Source organism: Subtercola sp. PAMC28395 (genome assembly GCF_018889995.1).
Classification (GTDB): Bacteria; Actinomycetota; Actinomycetes; order Actinomycetales; family Microbacteriaceae; genus Subtercola.
Map to the genome: position 1 here is coordinate 2,327,312 of NZ_CP076547.1, position 13,785 is coordinate 2,341,096.

Sequence of the window (13,785 nt, forward strand, 5' to 3'; positions counted from 1 at the left end):
CGGAAAACGAATCATCATGGACGGATTGACCATCTTCTGGTTCATCGCCATCTCTGCGCTCTGGATCGGATACCTTCTGCTCGAGGGATTCGACCTCGGTGTGGGAATGCACATGCTGCTCACCGGTCGCTCCGACACGGAGCGCCGCGTCATGCTCAACTCCATCGGCCCAGTGTGGGACGGCAACGAGGTGTGGCTGATCACCGCGGGTGCAGCCACGTTCGCCGCGTTCCCCTTCTGGTACGCGTCGCTCTTCTCGGCACTGTATCTTCCGCTGACACTCGTGCTCGTCGGCCTGATCTTCCGTGCGGTCGCGATTGAATATCGCGGCAAGGGGGCGACCGTTCGCTGGACCCATGCGTGGGACCTCGCGATCAGCATCGGTTCGTTCATCGTTGCCTTCGGTGTTGGAGCCGCTCTCGCCCTGACGACCACTGGGCTGCCGCTGGATGCCAACGGCAACAGGGTCGGCGGCGCTTTCGTCTGGCTCAACGGGTATGCAGTGATCGGCGGACTGGCCGTCGTCGGGTTCTGCCTCGTACATGGAGCCGTCTTCCTTGCGCTGAAAACCGACGGTTCGGTGCGTGAGAAAGCGAACTCGTTCGTCGTGAAGTGGGCTCCACTCGCTCTTCTTCCGATTGTCGCGTGGGTGCTCATCGTGCAGTTCAGTAACGGCAAACTCTTCACGCTCGTCCTGATCGCGGGCGCCGTGGTCGCCGTGGTCTGGGCCTGGCTGAGCGCCAGGGCTGGCCGTGAAGGCCGCGCCTTCCTCGGGCTGTCGCTGTTCCTGGTGCTCGGCGCGGCATCGATCTTTGCGTCGGTGTTCCCCGTGGTTCTGCCGTCGACAATCGATTCGGCCTACAACCTGACGATCAGCAATGCTTCGAGCGGCTCGTACACCCTCGGGGTGATGACCGTCGTCACCGCGTTCGGCTTGCCGCTCGTGCTGGTCTACCAGGGCTGGACCTACTGGGTGTTCCGCAAGCGCATCAGCGGAACACAGATTCCCGTCGTGCACTCGGTTGTCGCCGCTGTCGCCAAATGACGCGCTCCACCGAACGCAGGCGGCGCCCGCGACTGGAACGGGCCGACCTTCGCACGGTGTACCTTCTCGGGGCGGTCAGCGCAGTCAAAGGGCTGTCGCTGATCGTCATCGCCGAGGCGATTGCCCGTGGAATCTCGGCTCTGCCGGCAGGGGGTGAGACCCTTCGTGACGCCGTGCTGTGGGGTGTCGGCGGGGCGCTGCTGCGTGCAGGGTCGAGCTGGGCATCCACTGTTGTCAGCTCACGTGCTGCTGTCGGGGTGAAGGAAGACCTGCGCCAGAGGCTGGCCGTCACAGCTCTCAGCGATTCTTCGGGAGTGAGCGGATCGACGGCGGTGCTGGCGACCAGGGGCCTCGACCAGCTTGACGAGTACTACCGCTCGGTTCTGCCAGCGATGACGAACGTCGCTGTCATTCCTCTGCTGCTCGGCGCCCGGATCCTGTTCGCAGACTGGCTGAGCGCCCTGATCATCGTCGTGACGATTCCTTTGGTGCCCGTCTTCATGGCGCTCATCGGCATGCACACCCGTGACAAGGTCGACGCCGCATCGACTGCGCTGGGTCGTCTCAGCGACAATCTGGTCGAGCTCGCCAGGGGCTTGCCGGTGCTCATCGGGCTCGGCAGGGTCGAGGAGCAGACAAAGACGCTGCGCACAATCTCCGACGACTACCGTGCCACCACCATGCAGACGCTGCGAACGGCTTTCATGTCATCGCTGGCTCTCGAACTGATTTCGACGATCTCTGTGGCGCTCGTCGCAGTGACCATCGGAATTCGCCTGATCGGCGGCAGCCTCACGTTGGAGATCGGCTTGCTGGTGCTGATTCTCGCTCCCGAGTGCTTTGCTCCGTTCCGTGAGGTCGGCGCTGCATTCCACGCGGCACAGGATGGCCGGGCCGCTCTGGCTCGGGCGCGCGAGTTCGTCGCGAGGCCAACGCCAGCGACCATCCTCGTGACGGGCACGGAGGTCACGGGCGCCGAGGTGATTGGCGCCGAGGTGAGGGTCGATCACGTCACGCTTCACTTCGCGGGAAGATCAGAACCGACTCTGAACGACTTCTCTGCAACCTTCGCTCACAATCGAACCACTCTGGTCGCGGGCCAGACGGGCAGTGGCAAGTCCTCTGTGCTCGCCCTCCTCGGTGGCCAGCTGGCCAGCAATACAGATGGATATGAACTCGCCGGATCGGTGAGTGGTGTCGACCTTCGCCGAATTGCGTGGGTCTCGCAGCATCCACAGACCGTCTCTGCCTCGGTTCGTGAGGAACTCGCGCTCTACGGGGGGAACACTTCGCCGGAGCTCGCTGTGCGCGTCGATGCTGTTCTCGCCGAACTGGGATTGGCGGGGCTGGCTGATGCCGACCCGGCCAGGCTGAGCCCGGGCGAGCTCCGCCGGCTCGCTCTGGGTCGTGCTGTTCTGCGGGTCGACGATGGGGCGACGCTGATGCTCCTCGACGAGCCGACTGCCCACCTCGATGCCGAAAGCGCACTGATCGTCGAACGGATGATCGAACGACTTTGCGGCACCGTGACGATTGTCATCGCGACGCACGAACACGGGCTTGCCGAGCTGGCGTCCTCGGTCATCACGCTGGGCGAAACGTCGCGGCTCCGGGAGGTGGAACAGGCAACCGGGCCCCTCGACCGCGTGAGGAGGGGGGAGATCGAGCCCGAACCCGACCGTGAATCGGCCGACCCCGTGAAGGCGCAGACGTGGGGCACCGTACGCGCGCTCTGGGAGTTCCTCAGCCCGTCGCGTGCCACCTTCGTCTTCGCTGTACTGCTCGGCACCCTGTCGGCCCTGTTCGCTGTCTCGCTGACGGCGGTCTCAGGCTGGCTCATTGTGCGGGCGAGCCAGGAACCGGCGATCATGTACCTTCTCGTGGCCATCATCGGGGTGCGCTTCTTCGGCATCGGTCGTTCGAGCCTTCGGTACGCTGAGCGCCTCTGTGCGCACAACTCGATCTTCCAGGCGGCAACGGAACTACGCGTCCGCCTCTGGCGGGCTCTCGGTCGCAATGGCATCACCTCACGGGGCCTGTTCCGTGGATCGACTGCCGTCGACTATCTGGTCGGGGCGACCGACGATGTGCGCGATCTGAGTTACCGGGCCGTGATGCCCCCGCTGGTCGCGGCGTGTGTGGGCATTGCTTCCATCATTGCCGTAGCGCTTCTCTACGCACCGGTTCTCTGGGTACTTCTCGTTCTCTTCGCAGTGTGCCTGGGTGTCGTTCCTGTGGTGACGGTGCTGGTCGACCGATCCTTCAGCCAGCGGCAGCACACTCTGCAGTCCGCCCTGCTCACGAGGTTCGTCGCCATGCTCGGCGCAAGCAGGGACCTGCGTACGAACGCCATCGATGGGCGAGTGAGAAGGTCGATCGCGGAAGTCGACGCCGAACTCGGCGCCGCTGCGCGCCGCGGTGCCTGGGCGCTGGGCCTGGGGCACGCGCTCACTGTGCTCGGCTGTTGCCTTGCCGCGATGGGGATGCTCGTGGTCTGTGCGCCGTTCGTTCTGTCGGGCGGTCTTGCGGTGGAGCTCGCCGCGGTCTTCGTTCTGCTGCCACTCGCCCTCATCGAGAGCATGGCTGCGGTGGTCGACGCCGTGCAGCTGTGGCCCTCTCTCGCTGCAGCGCTCGCCAAAGTCGCCGGATTCGTGGGTGACGAGATCCCCGAGTCGATGGAGGGACAGGCCGCTGACCTCGAGACCATCGGCCGTGAGACTATCTCCTCGCCCGTTCGCACCCTGGAATTCTCGGGTGTGACGGCGGGATGGCCTGGCGTCGTTGCACCGACTTTCTCCGATGTCAGTTTTCGCGCGGTGGCGGGGGAGTGGGTCATGGTCGAGGGGCCCTCCGGATCCGGAAAATCCACCCTCCTTGCCGTTGCTCTGGGTTTTCTCCAACCGAGAGACGGCCGCCTTCTCGTGGACGGTCGTGCGTCGTCGAACTACAGTGGCAGCGAACTCCGACGCCACGTGACGTGGTGCCCCCAGGAGGGTCACCTCTTCGACTCGACGCTTCGCGGAAACCTGTTGATCTCCCGCGCCCGGGGCGATGCCCCGTCTGAGCCCGAGATGATCGCGGCGCTCGAGCGGGTAGGGCTCGGTTCTTTCGTCGCCTCGCTTCAGAATGGCCTCGACACGCGGGTGGGGTCGGAGGGCGAGCAACTCTCTGGTGGCCAGCGCCAGCGGGTCGCCGTCGCTCGTGCTCTTCTGGCAGGCGGAGACATCGTTCTTCTTGACGAACCGACGGCTCACCTGGATGCGGATGCGGCGGAGTCGCTCATGACCGACCTCCGCATCGCCCTCAGCGACACGATCGTGATTCTGGTCACCCACCACTCCGTCGAAGCGAAAACCGGAGACGTGCGAGTGCGCTTGGCTGCGTCCACCGCAACCGATCGGCACCCCGCCCGGATGTTCGAACAGCCTGTTGCGGTTTAGAGTGGGGAAGTACACCGCAGAGTGATGCGGCACCAGCACGGATCACCGGCGGCGAAAAAGGGGTGACGGTTGCAACAGGAAGACCAGTCGGCCGACCGCGGGCCCAACGCGACAGACAAACTCCGTGCACTGGCGGAAGCGACCCAGTCCGTTGTCGAAGAACTCGACCTCCCTGTGGTGTTGCAACGGATCGTCGATGCCGCAGTGAACCTGGTGGGCGCCCAGTACGGAGCGGTGGGAGTGATCGCCCCTCACGGCGGACTCGAGCAGTTCATCCATGTCGGCATGTCACCCAGCGCCGTTCAGGTCATCGGGCACCTGCCGGAGGGGCACGGGCTGCTCGGGGCCCTGATCGACGACCCCCGGCCCATCCGGTTGTCCCAGCTCTCCGACGACCCGAGGTCAGCCGGATTCCCGGCTCACCACCCCGAGATGCACAGCTTTCTCGGGGTACCGATACGGGTGCGTGAGGCCGTCTACGGCAACCTGTACCTCACCAATCAGGAATCAGGTGAATTCACGGCCGACGATGAGGAACTCGTGCTTTCTCTCGCGGCCTCAGCCGGCTTCGCCATTGAGAATGCACGACTCTTCTCCGAAACGAAGCGTCGCCAGGCGTGGGCCGCAGCCTCAGCTGAGATTACGGCAGTCCTCCTGTCGGCTGACCATGCAGTGGCGATCTCCGCCTTGCTGGATCGGGTGCAGCAATTGGCTTCCGCCGCATTGGCCTGTCTGATCACTGAGCATTCAGAACCGTCGCAGCTCATCGTCACAGATGCGACGGGAGAGTTTGCCGAGTCCATGCTTCACTCCACTTTCCCCGCCGAGAACTCTCTTTCTGCGGCCGTGCTGCACGGCAGAATTCCCATGGCAACCGAGCGCAAGGTGTCGACTGCGCCAGCCTGGGCCCCCGTCGTGCACCTGCTGGGCCCCGTGATGGCGGTTCCCCTCATCGCGGGCGGGCGCAGCCTCGGTGTGATCCTCGTCGCTCGCTCGATCGGTGACCCGTCGTTCACGCCGGCAGACCTGGAGATGGCCGCGGATTTTGCCGGCCAGGCCAGCATCACCCTCGAACTCTCGGCGGCGAGAGCAGACCAGCAAAGAATGATGGTGCTCGAAGACCGCGGCAGGATCGCTCGCGACCTGCATGACCACGTCATCCAGCAGTTGTTTGCGACCGGGCTCGAATTGCAGAATGTCGCAGGAACTCTTCCGGCCGGCCGTGCGAGTGAACGTGTCAACACAGTGATCTCGAGTCTGGATGCGGCGATCTCCCAGATTCGCACCGTGATCTTCGCTCTCGCGCCGCCGCGTTCAGACCTCCAGCTCACTGTGCGCCACCAGATCATCGATCTCGCCACCGAGTTTGCGCCCGGGCTCATGCGTCCTCCGAGTGTGAGCTTCGCAGGTCCTGTCGACCTCGTGGCGGTCGGGTCCCTCGCCGATGACGTTCTGGCGGTCATCCGGGAATCCCTGGCGAATGTCGCCAAGCACTCGCAGGCCGAGCAGGCCTCGGTGGCTGTGAGTGTCTGGCAGGGTTCGCTCGTGGTGGAGGTGGTTGACGACGGTGTGGGGTTCCTCGATTCGGGCCGGCGCAGCGGCATCGCCAACCTCGAACAGCGCGCAACGCTGCGAGGCGGTACATTCTCAGTGAGCTCGGGTACGGACGGAACACGCATGCTCTGGTCGGTTCCGTTCACCGATGAGCAGAACGAAGAGGAAGTGCCAACGTGATCCGTGTCTTCTTGCTCGATGACCACGAACTGGTCAGGCGGGGTATTGCCGAATTGCTGCAGGCCGAACCTGATATCGAAGTGATCGGGGAGGCAGGGACAGCTGCGCAGACACGCACGCGTATTGCTGCGACGCAGCCTGACGTCGCCATTCTCGACGTGCATCTTCCCGACGGAAACGGTATCGATGTGTGCAGGGACGTACGTTCACATCACCCTGACGTGAAGTGCATCATGCTCACCGCCTACGACGACGATGACGCGCTCTTCTCGGCGGTGATGGCCGGAGCCTCGGGATACGTTCTCAAAGACATCCGGGGAGCCGGACTCATCGACTCGATCAGGAAGGTTGCGGCTGGCCGCACGCTTCTCGAACCTGCTCTTACCCGGCGAGTCACACGCGAGATGCGCCCCGAGACCTCGTCAGATCCTCGCGTCAGCTCATTGAGTCTGCGGGAGAGCCAGATACTCGCTCTGATTGCCGACGGATTGACGAACCGGCAGATCGGCATCGAGTTGTCGCTCGCTGAGAAGACGGTCAAGAACTACGTGTCGAGCCTGCTCAGCAAACTCGGGCTCCAGCGGCGAACGCAGGCCGCCATCTTCCACCTCGAGTCGAACTCTCCAGCTCAGCCCTGAGATTCAGCCATCCCGGGACTTTGGACCCTGTAGTGCAGCGGAGGCAGAGGGCAGGGTAGGAGTGCACCCCAACGCGATGTCGCGGTGCTCGACAGAACTCGAAGGGCCGCGTCGATGCCTGAACAGACCGTGGTTGGCTGGGATTCCTCACTGCCCGCGGCAGAGGCCGCCGAATGGGCGCTGTGCCGGGCATCCGGTCGTGGCGGAGAGCTGTTGCTCGTGAGGGTCATCGATGACTCGACTGTCACCGACGACTACTACGTCTCCGACCAGTACATCGACCAGGCAACGATCGAGCTCGAGGGCGAGGTGCTGAAGCTGCGCGCCCAGAACCCCGGGTTGAGTATCGAGGGTCGTGTCGTTCGTGGCGACCCGGTGAGGGAATTGGGTCGTTTCTCCGGGCCTTCCAGCCTCGTCGTGGTCGGCACTCATCAACGCACAGTCAATCGCTTTCGCTACGCGTGGTCACTCGGAGCACGGCTGGCCGGTTCGGCAGACGGCCCGGTGGCCGTCATTCCCAGCGGGTCGAAGAACGAAACGTCAGGTGTCGTGGTCGGCATCGACGGCAACAGGGCTGGCGAAGTCGCCGCACGCTTCGCGGCATCGGAGGCAGAGACCCGCGGCGATGTGCTGCACGTCGTGCACGCGTGGTCTGAGCCGTCGCTCTGGAACGATTCGCTGGCTCCGACCGACGAATTCCTGGACTCGCTCTCGGCTGAGCACCAGAGCATGCTCGACCAGGCGGTGGCGCAGATCATCAGGGAGCATCCGGGCCTGGCGGTTCGAGCGCACCTGGTGCACGAGCCGGCGCAGTGGGCCCTGGCTTCGCTCAGTCGATCGGCATCATTGCTGGTGGTCGGTCACGTTCGACGTCGCGGCTGGAGTGCGATTCTGCTGGGTTCTGTATCGCACGCCCTGGTCCTGAACATCCAGACTCCCACCATCGTGCTGGTCTCAGAGCTCGCCGACTGAGGGCACGTACACCACGGTCGGAACAGACAGGTGCACGATCACGGCCTGACTCACTGAGCCCATCCGAAACGGGTGCGGATGCTCTGGCCGGTGATTTCCGACAACGAGTAGTGCCGCGGTGGCCGCCCCGGCGAGAATCGATGCCGCTGCGGCTCCCTGCACCAGCAGGGTCGACGTGATGAGCCCGGGCAGATGGGCCCTGACCTCCGCCTCCGCAGCATCGAGGATCGCCTGGTGTTCTGAGGCCACTGAACCGAGAGACGCTTCGGTCGGGGGCAGAGCATCCTGCCAGAGGGGCAGCAGCTGCCAGGCGTGCAGGATAGTCAGGTTCTGCCCTGTTCTGGTCGCCTCTCGACCGGCGAAGAATGCGGCATCTCGCGACGAGCTGCTGCCGTCGACAGCAACGACCACCCCGTGTCGCTTGACATCGGGAGTCGATTGCTCCGGGATGACGGCGATCGGCCCATGCGCCTCTGCTGCGAGCCGGGCACCGAGTGACCACCCGAAAGTGAAGAAGGGCTTGTCTCGTCGGTGGGTGCCGACAACGACGAGATGGTCGGGGGAAGTGAAGGGCAGAAGGGTTCGGAGCGGATCCCCACGCAGGAGTTCTGATTCGATGTGCACGTGTGGATGCTCGGCACGGGTCATCGAGACGTCGGCGTTCAGGCGAGCTTCGAATGCCGTGGCATCCGATTTCGTTGGCAGATAGTCGACGGAGGCCCTCGTGTCATCGACGACACCGACGACACGGATGTTGCCCGACCGCCCACTCTCGCGAGCGGCGGCCCAGTCCAGGGCGAGCCGCGCCGGCTCGGTGCCGTCCCATCCCACGATTGTCTCGTGCTTCGTCATGTCGTCTCCGGGGTCAGCTCGTCACAGCTCATTGGTGGCACAGCTCGTTGGTGGCACAGCTCGTTGGTGACGCAGCTCATGCGGGTCAGAGGTCATGGTGGGGAAGATGGCGTCTATCTCGGGGCGGCACCACCAGTACGGGGCACGGGGCGTGATGGACGCAGTGGTTGCTCACCGAGCCGAGCATGAATCCCGTGATCTTTCCCCGGCCACGTGAGCCGACGACGAGCATCAGGGCATCGGCAGAGAGGGATTCGAGGAGTTCACCCGGTTGCGCAAGTGCTGACCGGTAGTGCACGACGAGCTCCGGATGTTCGGCGACTCGTTCTGCCAATTCCGCTGTGAGGCGTGCACGCACGATGCCGGTGACCTCGGTGAACGAGAGAATCGTTCCGTCGGCGTTGCGGAAGACGGCCAGCTTGTCGTCGATCGTCCAGCAGCGCACGATGACGAGGGGCGCAGCGAGGCGATGCGCCAGATCCAGGGCTACCGTCAGGGCGCCGTCTGACTCGGCCGAACCGTCGTGGCCGACCACAATGGTTCCCTCTGGCACGGGTTGCAGGTCACGGAGATTCGCCTCTGAGGCAGAAGGCGTGATCCCGGCTTCATCGATGGGAATCGTTGTCTGGTCCATGGCCCCCAGCCTGTCACCGCGACGCTCCTGCAGTAAGGGTCGAAAGTCCCTCGATGTGCGTGCCTGTTCTACTTCGAGACTGCAGGGACTGCCGGAGACGGCCGGCGTGACGGCGCCAGAGTGACGGCCCGCTCCTTCGGCCTGATCGCCCGCAGCGCGTTCAGAATCGTCGCGAGATCGACCACCTCCTGAATGCCGGCTCCGACCGTTGCGGGAATGAACCCGAACGAGGCGATGACCATGAGCACAACACTGAGGCTGATTCCGAGCCAGATGCTCTGGAGAGCGATGCGAACCGTGTCGCGGCCGATCTGCACCGCGCGCACCACCACGGCGATGTCGTCGACCAGGATGACCGCATCAGCTGACTCGCTCGCCGCTGTGGCACCCCGCGCACCCATCGCGATACCGATGTCTGCCGAGGCGAGAACGGGAGAGTCGTTGACGCCGTCTCCGACCATGAGCACGGGTCTCTGGGGAAGCGCCTTCACAGCCCTGACCTTGTCGGCGGGAAGGCAGTTGGCCTGCACCTGCGTGATTCCGACCTCGCCCGCGACAAAGTCGGCCGTGGCCTGCGCATCGCCGGTGAGCATCACGACCTCCGTGACTCCCAGTTGCCTGAGCCGATCGATCGTGTCGCGCGCCGACTCCCTGACGGGATCGGTGGCGATGATGCTGCCGGCGAAGCTCCCGTCGATCGCGAGGTAGATCGCGAGCTCGCCGCCGACGATGGTTGCCTGCTGCACCTGGGGGGACGCCGCTTCGATGAAGGCGAGAGTGCCGACGTCGACCGTATTGGTGCCAACGACCGCACTCACTCCCTGGGCCGCCGATTCTGTCGAGCTGGTGACGTCCCGAAGCGTCAGGCCCCTGTCTTTGGCCGCCTCGACGATCGATGATGCAAGCACGTGGGAGGAGAACTGCTCGGCCGATGCGGCCAGCGTCAGGGCCTGGGTCTCGCTGAACGGAGGTATCACATCGATTCGGGCTATGGCCGGCTTGCCGTGCGTCAGTGTGCCTGTCTTGTCGAAGACCACTGTTCTGGTTCGGGCGAGTCGCTCGAGTACACCCCCACCTTTGACGATGATTCCGTTTCGAGCAGCGCGGCTCATTCCCCCCATGAACGCGACGGGCGCGGCGAGCACGAGCGGGCACGGCGTTGCGAGAACGAGTACTTCGGCAAACCGCACGGGGTCACCAGACACGACCCAGGCCGTGATCCCGATGATGAGTGATACGACGGTGAACGGAATGGCGTACCTGTCGGCCAGCCGAACCACGGGAGCTCGATTGACAGATGCTTCCTTGACGAGCGCGATGATGCTCTGGAACTGGCTGTCAGCGGCGAGCGACGTCGCTGCGATCGTCGCCGCCGTATTGCCGTTGACCGAACCGCTGAGCACGGGGTCTCCCGTAACCCGCGTAACCGGCAGGCTCTCACCCGTGAGCGATGACTCATCGAATGCTGCGCTGGCCGAAACCAGTTCACCGTCGACGGGGACCACCTCACCAGAGCGCACGAGGATCAGATCGCCGATCACGACAGCAGATGCGGCAATGTCGTCGATGCGATCGGAGCCGGGGGTCTGGCGGTGGGCAATCTGTGGTTCGCGGCTGAGAAGTGCCGAGAGTTCACGCTGGGCACGCCCCTGTGCGAAGTCCTCGAGTGCCTTGCCGCCCGCCACCATGAGCACGATGATCAGGCTCGCGATGTATTCACCGACGGCGACTGTCGCCACGATAGCGATCACAGCGAGCACATCGATGCCGAAGATCCCCTTGCGCAGCTGGTTCACCATTGCCCAGGACTCCACGGCAGCGACCGCTATGGCGAACACGCTGAACAGCCAGGGCACGGCATGGCTGAAGCCGATCATCCAGAGGGCCACACCTGCCAGACCGACAAGCACCGTCGCCGAAACGACAGGGTAGCGAAGCACGAGCGTTCGTTGGTGGGGCGTGGTGGTCGTCATCGGTTTACCTACGGGCTTTCAGTGACCGGCAAAGGCCCGCCCGGTGACCTCAGTGGGAGTGATCACGACGAACGCATCTGTCGAGCGAGGCATCCACGACCACAGGGGGCTGTCGCGGGCCGCTCGGATGCTGTCTTCGTCGGTCAGGTGCCGTGCTGTCCCTTTCACCACGACGCTCCAGGCCGTCTCTGCGTCGTAGTGATCTGTTTCGAGAGCGACACTCTCGTTCAGCATCAATTTCGTGAGTTTCGTACCGGGAGCCGTGCGAATCAGGATCTGGTCGGCCGATGCAAGGTAGTTGATGGGAAAGATATCGGGGTTGCCGTTGTCGCTGACGGCGAGGCGGCCCACACCGCGGCTGCGCAACCGACCCCAGGCGTCGAGGGGGTCGAGAATCGAACTGGTACCGACGGTGTCGAACACGGTGTACTCGCTTTCGTCAGGGTGTGGGAGAGGTCTGCGCATCCGTCACCGGGCGGCGACTGATGCGCGCTGCCGTCTGATGCCGAGCCTACGCTCCCCGGCGAGCCGGAGCAGGGTCGTTGGTCCCGCGTCTGCGGTGGTCGCGTTCGCCGCTTCGACGAATCTCAGCCCGCCAGCCAGACGAACCCGTGTGCCGGCAGCGTCAGCGCATTCGTCGTGTCGATGGTGCTGCCCGACACCAGATCGGTGACTGAGGATTCGAGGCCAGACAGCGTCAGTTCGTCGATCGCCTGGGGTGTGTCAGCGAAGTTCGCGAACACCGTGACGGGTGCAGTGCCACCACCTGCGATGCCGAATCGTTGGAACCCGAGAACGTGGCTGTTCTTCGTGTCGAAGATGGTGAGGCGCCCGCCCGCGAACGCCGGGGTCGCCGCGCGTACAGTGATCAGGTGTCGGAACGCGGCATAGAGGGTGCCAGCAGCCGTCGATTCATCACCTCGCTCGGCATAGAGTGCTTCGGGGTAGGGGGGTCTGCCGACCCAGCGGCTGTCACCTGAATGCTCCGGCACATCGAGGTAGTCGTAGTAATTCAGTTGCCCGACTTCGTCGCCGAGGTAGACGAGCGGGATTCCGCCGGTGCTCAGCACGATCGAATGGGCCAGCACGATGCGGCCGATAGCCCCGTCATCACCCTGTTCCAGGCCTGCCAGGGAAGCCGTTGTGCCCGAGATGCGACAGTCACCCGTCTTCGGGTTGTCCTGAAAGGGCACCCCACGGGCGAAGCTGCCCTCGAAGCGATTCACGTAGAACGAATTCAGAAAGCGTCGGTGTTCTGCCGGGTCGATGCCGAGTTCGCGGGCATCTTCGTCGGCGAACGTCCATCCGATGTCATCGTGGCTGCGAACGTAGTTCACCCACGCCGTCTGGTCGTCGATCGTGTGGCGGCGTTCGAGCGCCTGTGACAACAGCGATACGTCGCGGGTCGCGAGCGTGCTCCAGATCAGCGCCATCTGCAGGGGGTTGTAGCTGAGCTGGCACTCGTCGCGGCTGATGTACTTGCTCACGTCGTCGGGGTGCACGATCGCTTCGGACTTGAAGAGCAGGCTCGGGGCAGCGATGCGGCACACCGCGTTGAACGCCTGCAGGAGCAGGTGTGCTTCGGGGAGGTTCTCGCACACCGTTCCGAGCTGCTTCCAGATGAACGCCACGGCGTCCATGCGCAGGATCTCGACGCCTTGGTTGGCGAGAAAGAGCATCTCGCCGGCCATCGCCCTGAAAACTGCGGGGTTCGCGTAGTTGAGGTCCCACTGGAAGGAATAGAAGGTCGCCCACACCCAGCGCCCGTCATCGAGCCGGATGAACGACCCCGGGTGGTCATCGGGAAAGATCTCCCTCGTGGTCTGTTCGAACCGGTCGGGCATCATGCGGTCGGGGTAGATGTGGTAGTACTTCTCGAACTCGGGGTCGCCGGCGAGTGCCTTCTCAGCCCACTCGTGTTCGTTGGAGGTGTGGTTGAAGATGAAGTCGACCACAAGTGAGATGTCCCGGCCCCGCAGTTCTGACGCCACGGCGCCGAGGTCTGCCATCGTGCCGAGGTTCGGGTTGACCTCGCGGTAGCTCGAGACGGCGTACCCTCCGTCAGAGTTACCCTCCGGCGCCAGGAACAGCGGCATGAGGTGCAGGTACGAGAGCCCCAACTCCTCGAAATAGTCGAGTCTGCGTGCGAGGCCGCTGAGGTCGGTGGCGTAGAGGTCGACGTAACACACACCCCCGAGCATCCGGTTCGACAGGAACCAGCCGGGGTCGGCCTCGCGTCTGGCATCGTGCGCCTTGAGGTCGGGGCTTCGACGCTGCCACGAACCGGCGGCATCGTCGAGAAGACGTTCGAACTCTGCGTTGGCTTCGTCGCCGTGCCCGTACAGGGTGCCGAAGAGGTGCGTGAGTCTCGGCAGCTGCTCGCCCAGGCGGCGCTGATAGTCGGTGTCGTCGCGCAATGGCGGGAGAGCACTCTCGTCGTTCTCCTGGTGAAGAGTGAGATGGTCGGTCACGCTGGTCCTTCCGTCCGACTGAGACT

10 protein-coding genes are annotated in these 13,785 nt (G+C 64.2%); 5 read left to right on the forward strand and 5 right to left on the reverse strand.

Translation table 11 applies throughout. The annotated features are described in order from the left end of the window. Positions 1-16 precede the first annotated feature (16 nt). The 5 genes from cydB to KPL76_RS10755 all read left to right on the forward strand — a co-directional run bounded on the left by cydB (position 17) and on the right by KPL76_RS10755 (position 7,829). Entirely contained in the window at positions 17-1,045 is a 1,029-nt protein-coding gene (cydB, locus tag KPL76_RS10735) for a cytochrome d ubiquinol oxidase subunit II (protein ID WP_216333230.1), read from the forward strand. After that, the gene (gene cydC, locus KPL76_RS10740; protein ID WP_216333246.1) at positions 1,042-4,485 is read left to right on the forward strand and encodes a thiol reductant ABC exporter subunit CydC; all 3,444 of its coding nucleotides are present in this window, start codon (positions 1,042-1,044) and stop codon (positions 4,483-4,485) included. The genes cydB and cydC overlap by 4 nt, the downstream gene beginning before the upstream one ends. Before the next feature lie 69 nt (positions 4,486-4,554). Beyond that, the gene (locus KPL76_RS10745) at positions 4,555-6,219 is read left to right on the forward strand and encodes a GAF domain-containing protein (protein WP_216333248.1); all 1,665 of its coding nucleotides are present in this window, start codon (positions 4,555-4,557) and stop codon (positions 6,217-6,219) included. Then, positions 6,216-6,857, forward strand: a complete 642-nt coding sequence (locus KPL76_RS10750; RefSeq protein WP_216333250.1) for a response regulator transcription factor — start codon at positions 6,216-6,218, stop codon at positions 6,855-6,857. The genes KPL76_RS10745 and KPL76_RS10750 overlap by 4 nt, the downstream gene beginning before the upstream one ends. Before the next feature lie 114 nt (positions 6,858-6,971). Continuing rightward, positions 6,972-7,829: a universal stress protein gene (locus KPL76_RS10755; RefSeq protein WP_216333258.1), complete on the forward strand. Its 858-nt coding sequence runs from the start codon at positions 6,972-6,974 to the stop codon at positions 7,827-7,829. On the opposite strand, the gene KPL76_RS10760 is transcribed toward KPL76_RS10755, so the two are convergent. The 5 genes from KPL76_RS10760 to KPL76_RS10780 all read right to left on the reverse strand — a co-directional run bounded on the left by KPL76_RS10760 (position 7,812) and on the right by KPL76_RS10780 (position 13,759). Then, the gene (locus KPL76_RS10760) at positions 7,812-8,681 is read right to left on the reverse strand and encodes a universal stress protein (RefSeq protein WP_216333260.1); all 870 of its coding nucleotides are present in this window, start codon (positions 8,679-8,681) and stop codon (positions 7,812-7,814) included. The two genes, KPL76_RS10755 and KPL76_RS10760, sit on opposite strands and share 18 nt — an antisense overlap. An 85-nt stretch (positions 8,682-8,766) precedes the next feature. Next, a complete protein-coding gene (locus KPL76_RS10765) occupies positions 8,767-9,315 on the reverse strand; it encodes a universal stress protein (RefSeq protein ID WP_216333262.1) in 549 nt (182 codons plus the stop codon). A 68-nt stretch (positions 9,316-9,383) separates the two neighbouring features. Then, positions 9,384-11,288 (reverse strand): heavy metal translocating P-type ATPase, encoded by a 1,905-nt coding sequence (locus tag KPL76_RS10770; protein ID WP_216333264.1) that lies wholly within the window; start codon positions 11,286-11,288, stop codon positions 9,384-9,386. A gap of 18 nt (positions 11,289-11,306) precedes the next feature. After that, positions 11,307-11,711 carry a pyridoxamine 5'-phosphate oxidase family protein gene (locus tag KPL76_RS10775; RefSeq protein ID WP_216333266.1) on the reverse strand — a complete coding sequence of 135 codons (405 nt, stop codon included), beginning with the start codon at positions 11,709-11,711 and terminating at the stop codon, positions 11,307-11,309. Between the two features lie 164 nt (positions 11,712-11,875). Further along, positions 11,876-13,759, reverse strand: coding sequence for an amylosucrase (locus tag KPL76_RS10780; RefSeq protein ID WP_253202011.1), 1,884 nt, complete (start codon positions 13,757-13,759; stop codon positions 11,876-11,878). Between the last annotated feature and the right edge of the window lie 26 nt (positions 13,760-13,785).

Bases quoted from the DNA above. Each gene is read 5' to 3' on its own strand.
- cydB (WP_216333230.1), top strand. From the start codon at position 17: ATGGACGGATTGACCATCTTCTGGTTCATCGCCATCTCTGCGCTCTGG.
- KPL76_RS10760 (WP_216333260.1), bottom strand. From the start codon at position 8,681: ATGACGAAGCACGAGACAATCGTGGGATGGGACGGCACCGAGCCGGCG.
- KPL76_RS10755 (WP_216333258.1), top strand. From the start codon at position 6,972: ATGCCTGAACAGACCGTGGTTGGCTGGGATTCCTCACTGCCCGCGGCA.
- cydC (WP_216333246.1), top strand. From the start codon at position 1,042: ATGACGCGCTCCACCGAACGCAGGCGGCGCCCGCGACTGGAACGGGCC.
- KPL76_RS10770 (WP_216333264.1), bottom strand. From the start codon at position 11,288: ATGACGACCACCACGCCCCACCAACGAACGCTCGTGCTTCGCTACCCT.
- KPL76_RS10765 (WP_216333262.1), bottom strand. From the start codon at position 9,315: ATGGACCAGACAACGATTCCCATCGATGAAGCCGGGATCACGCCTTCT.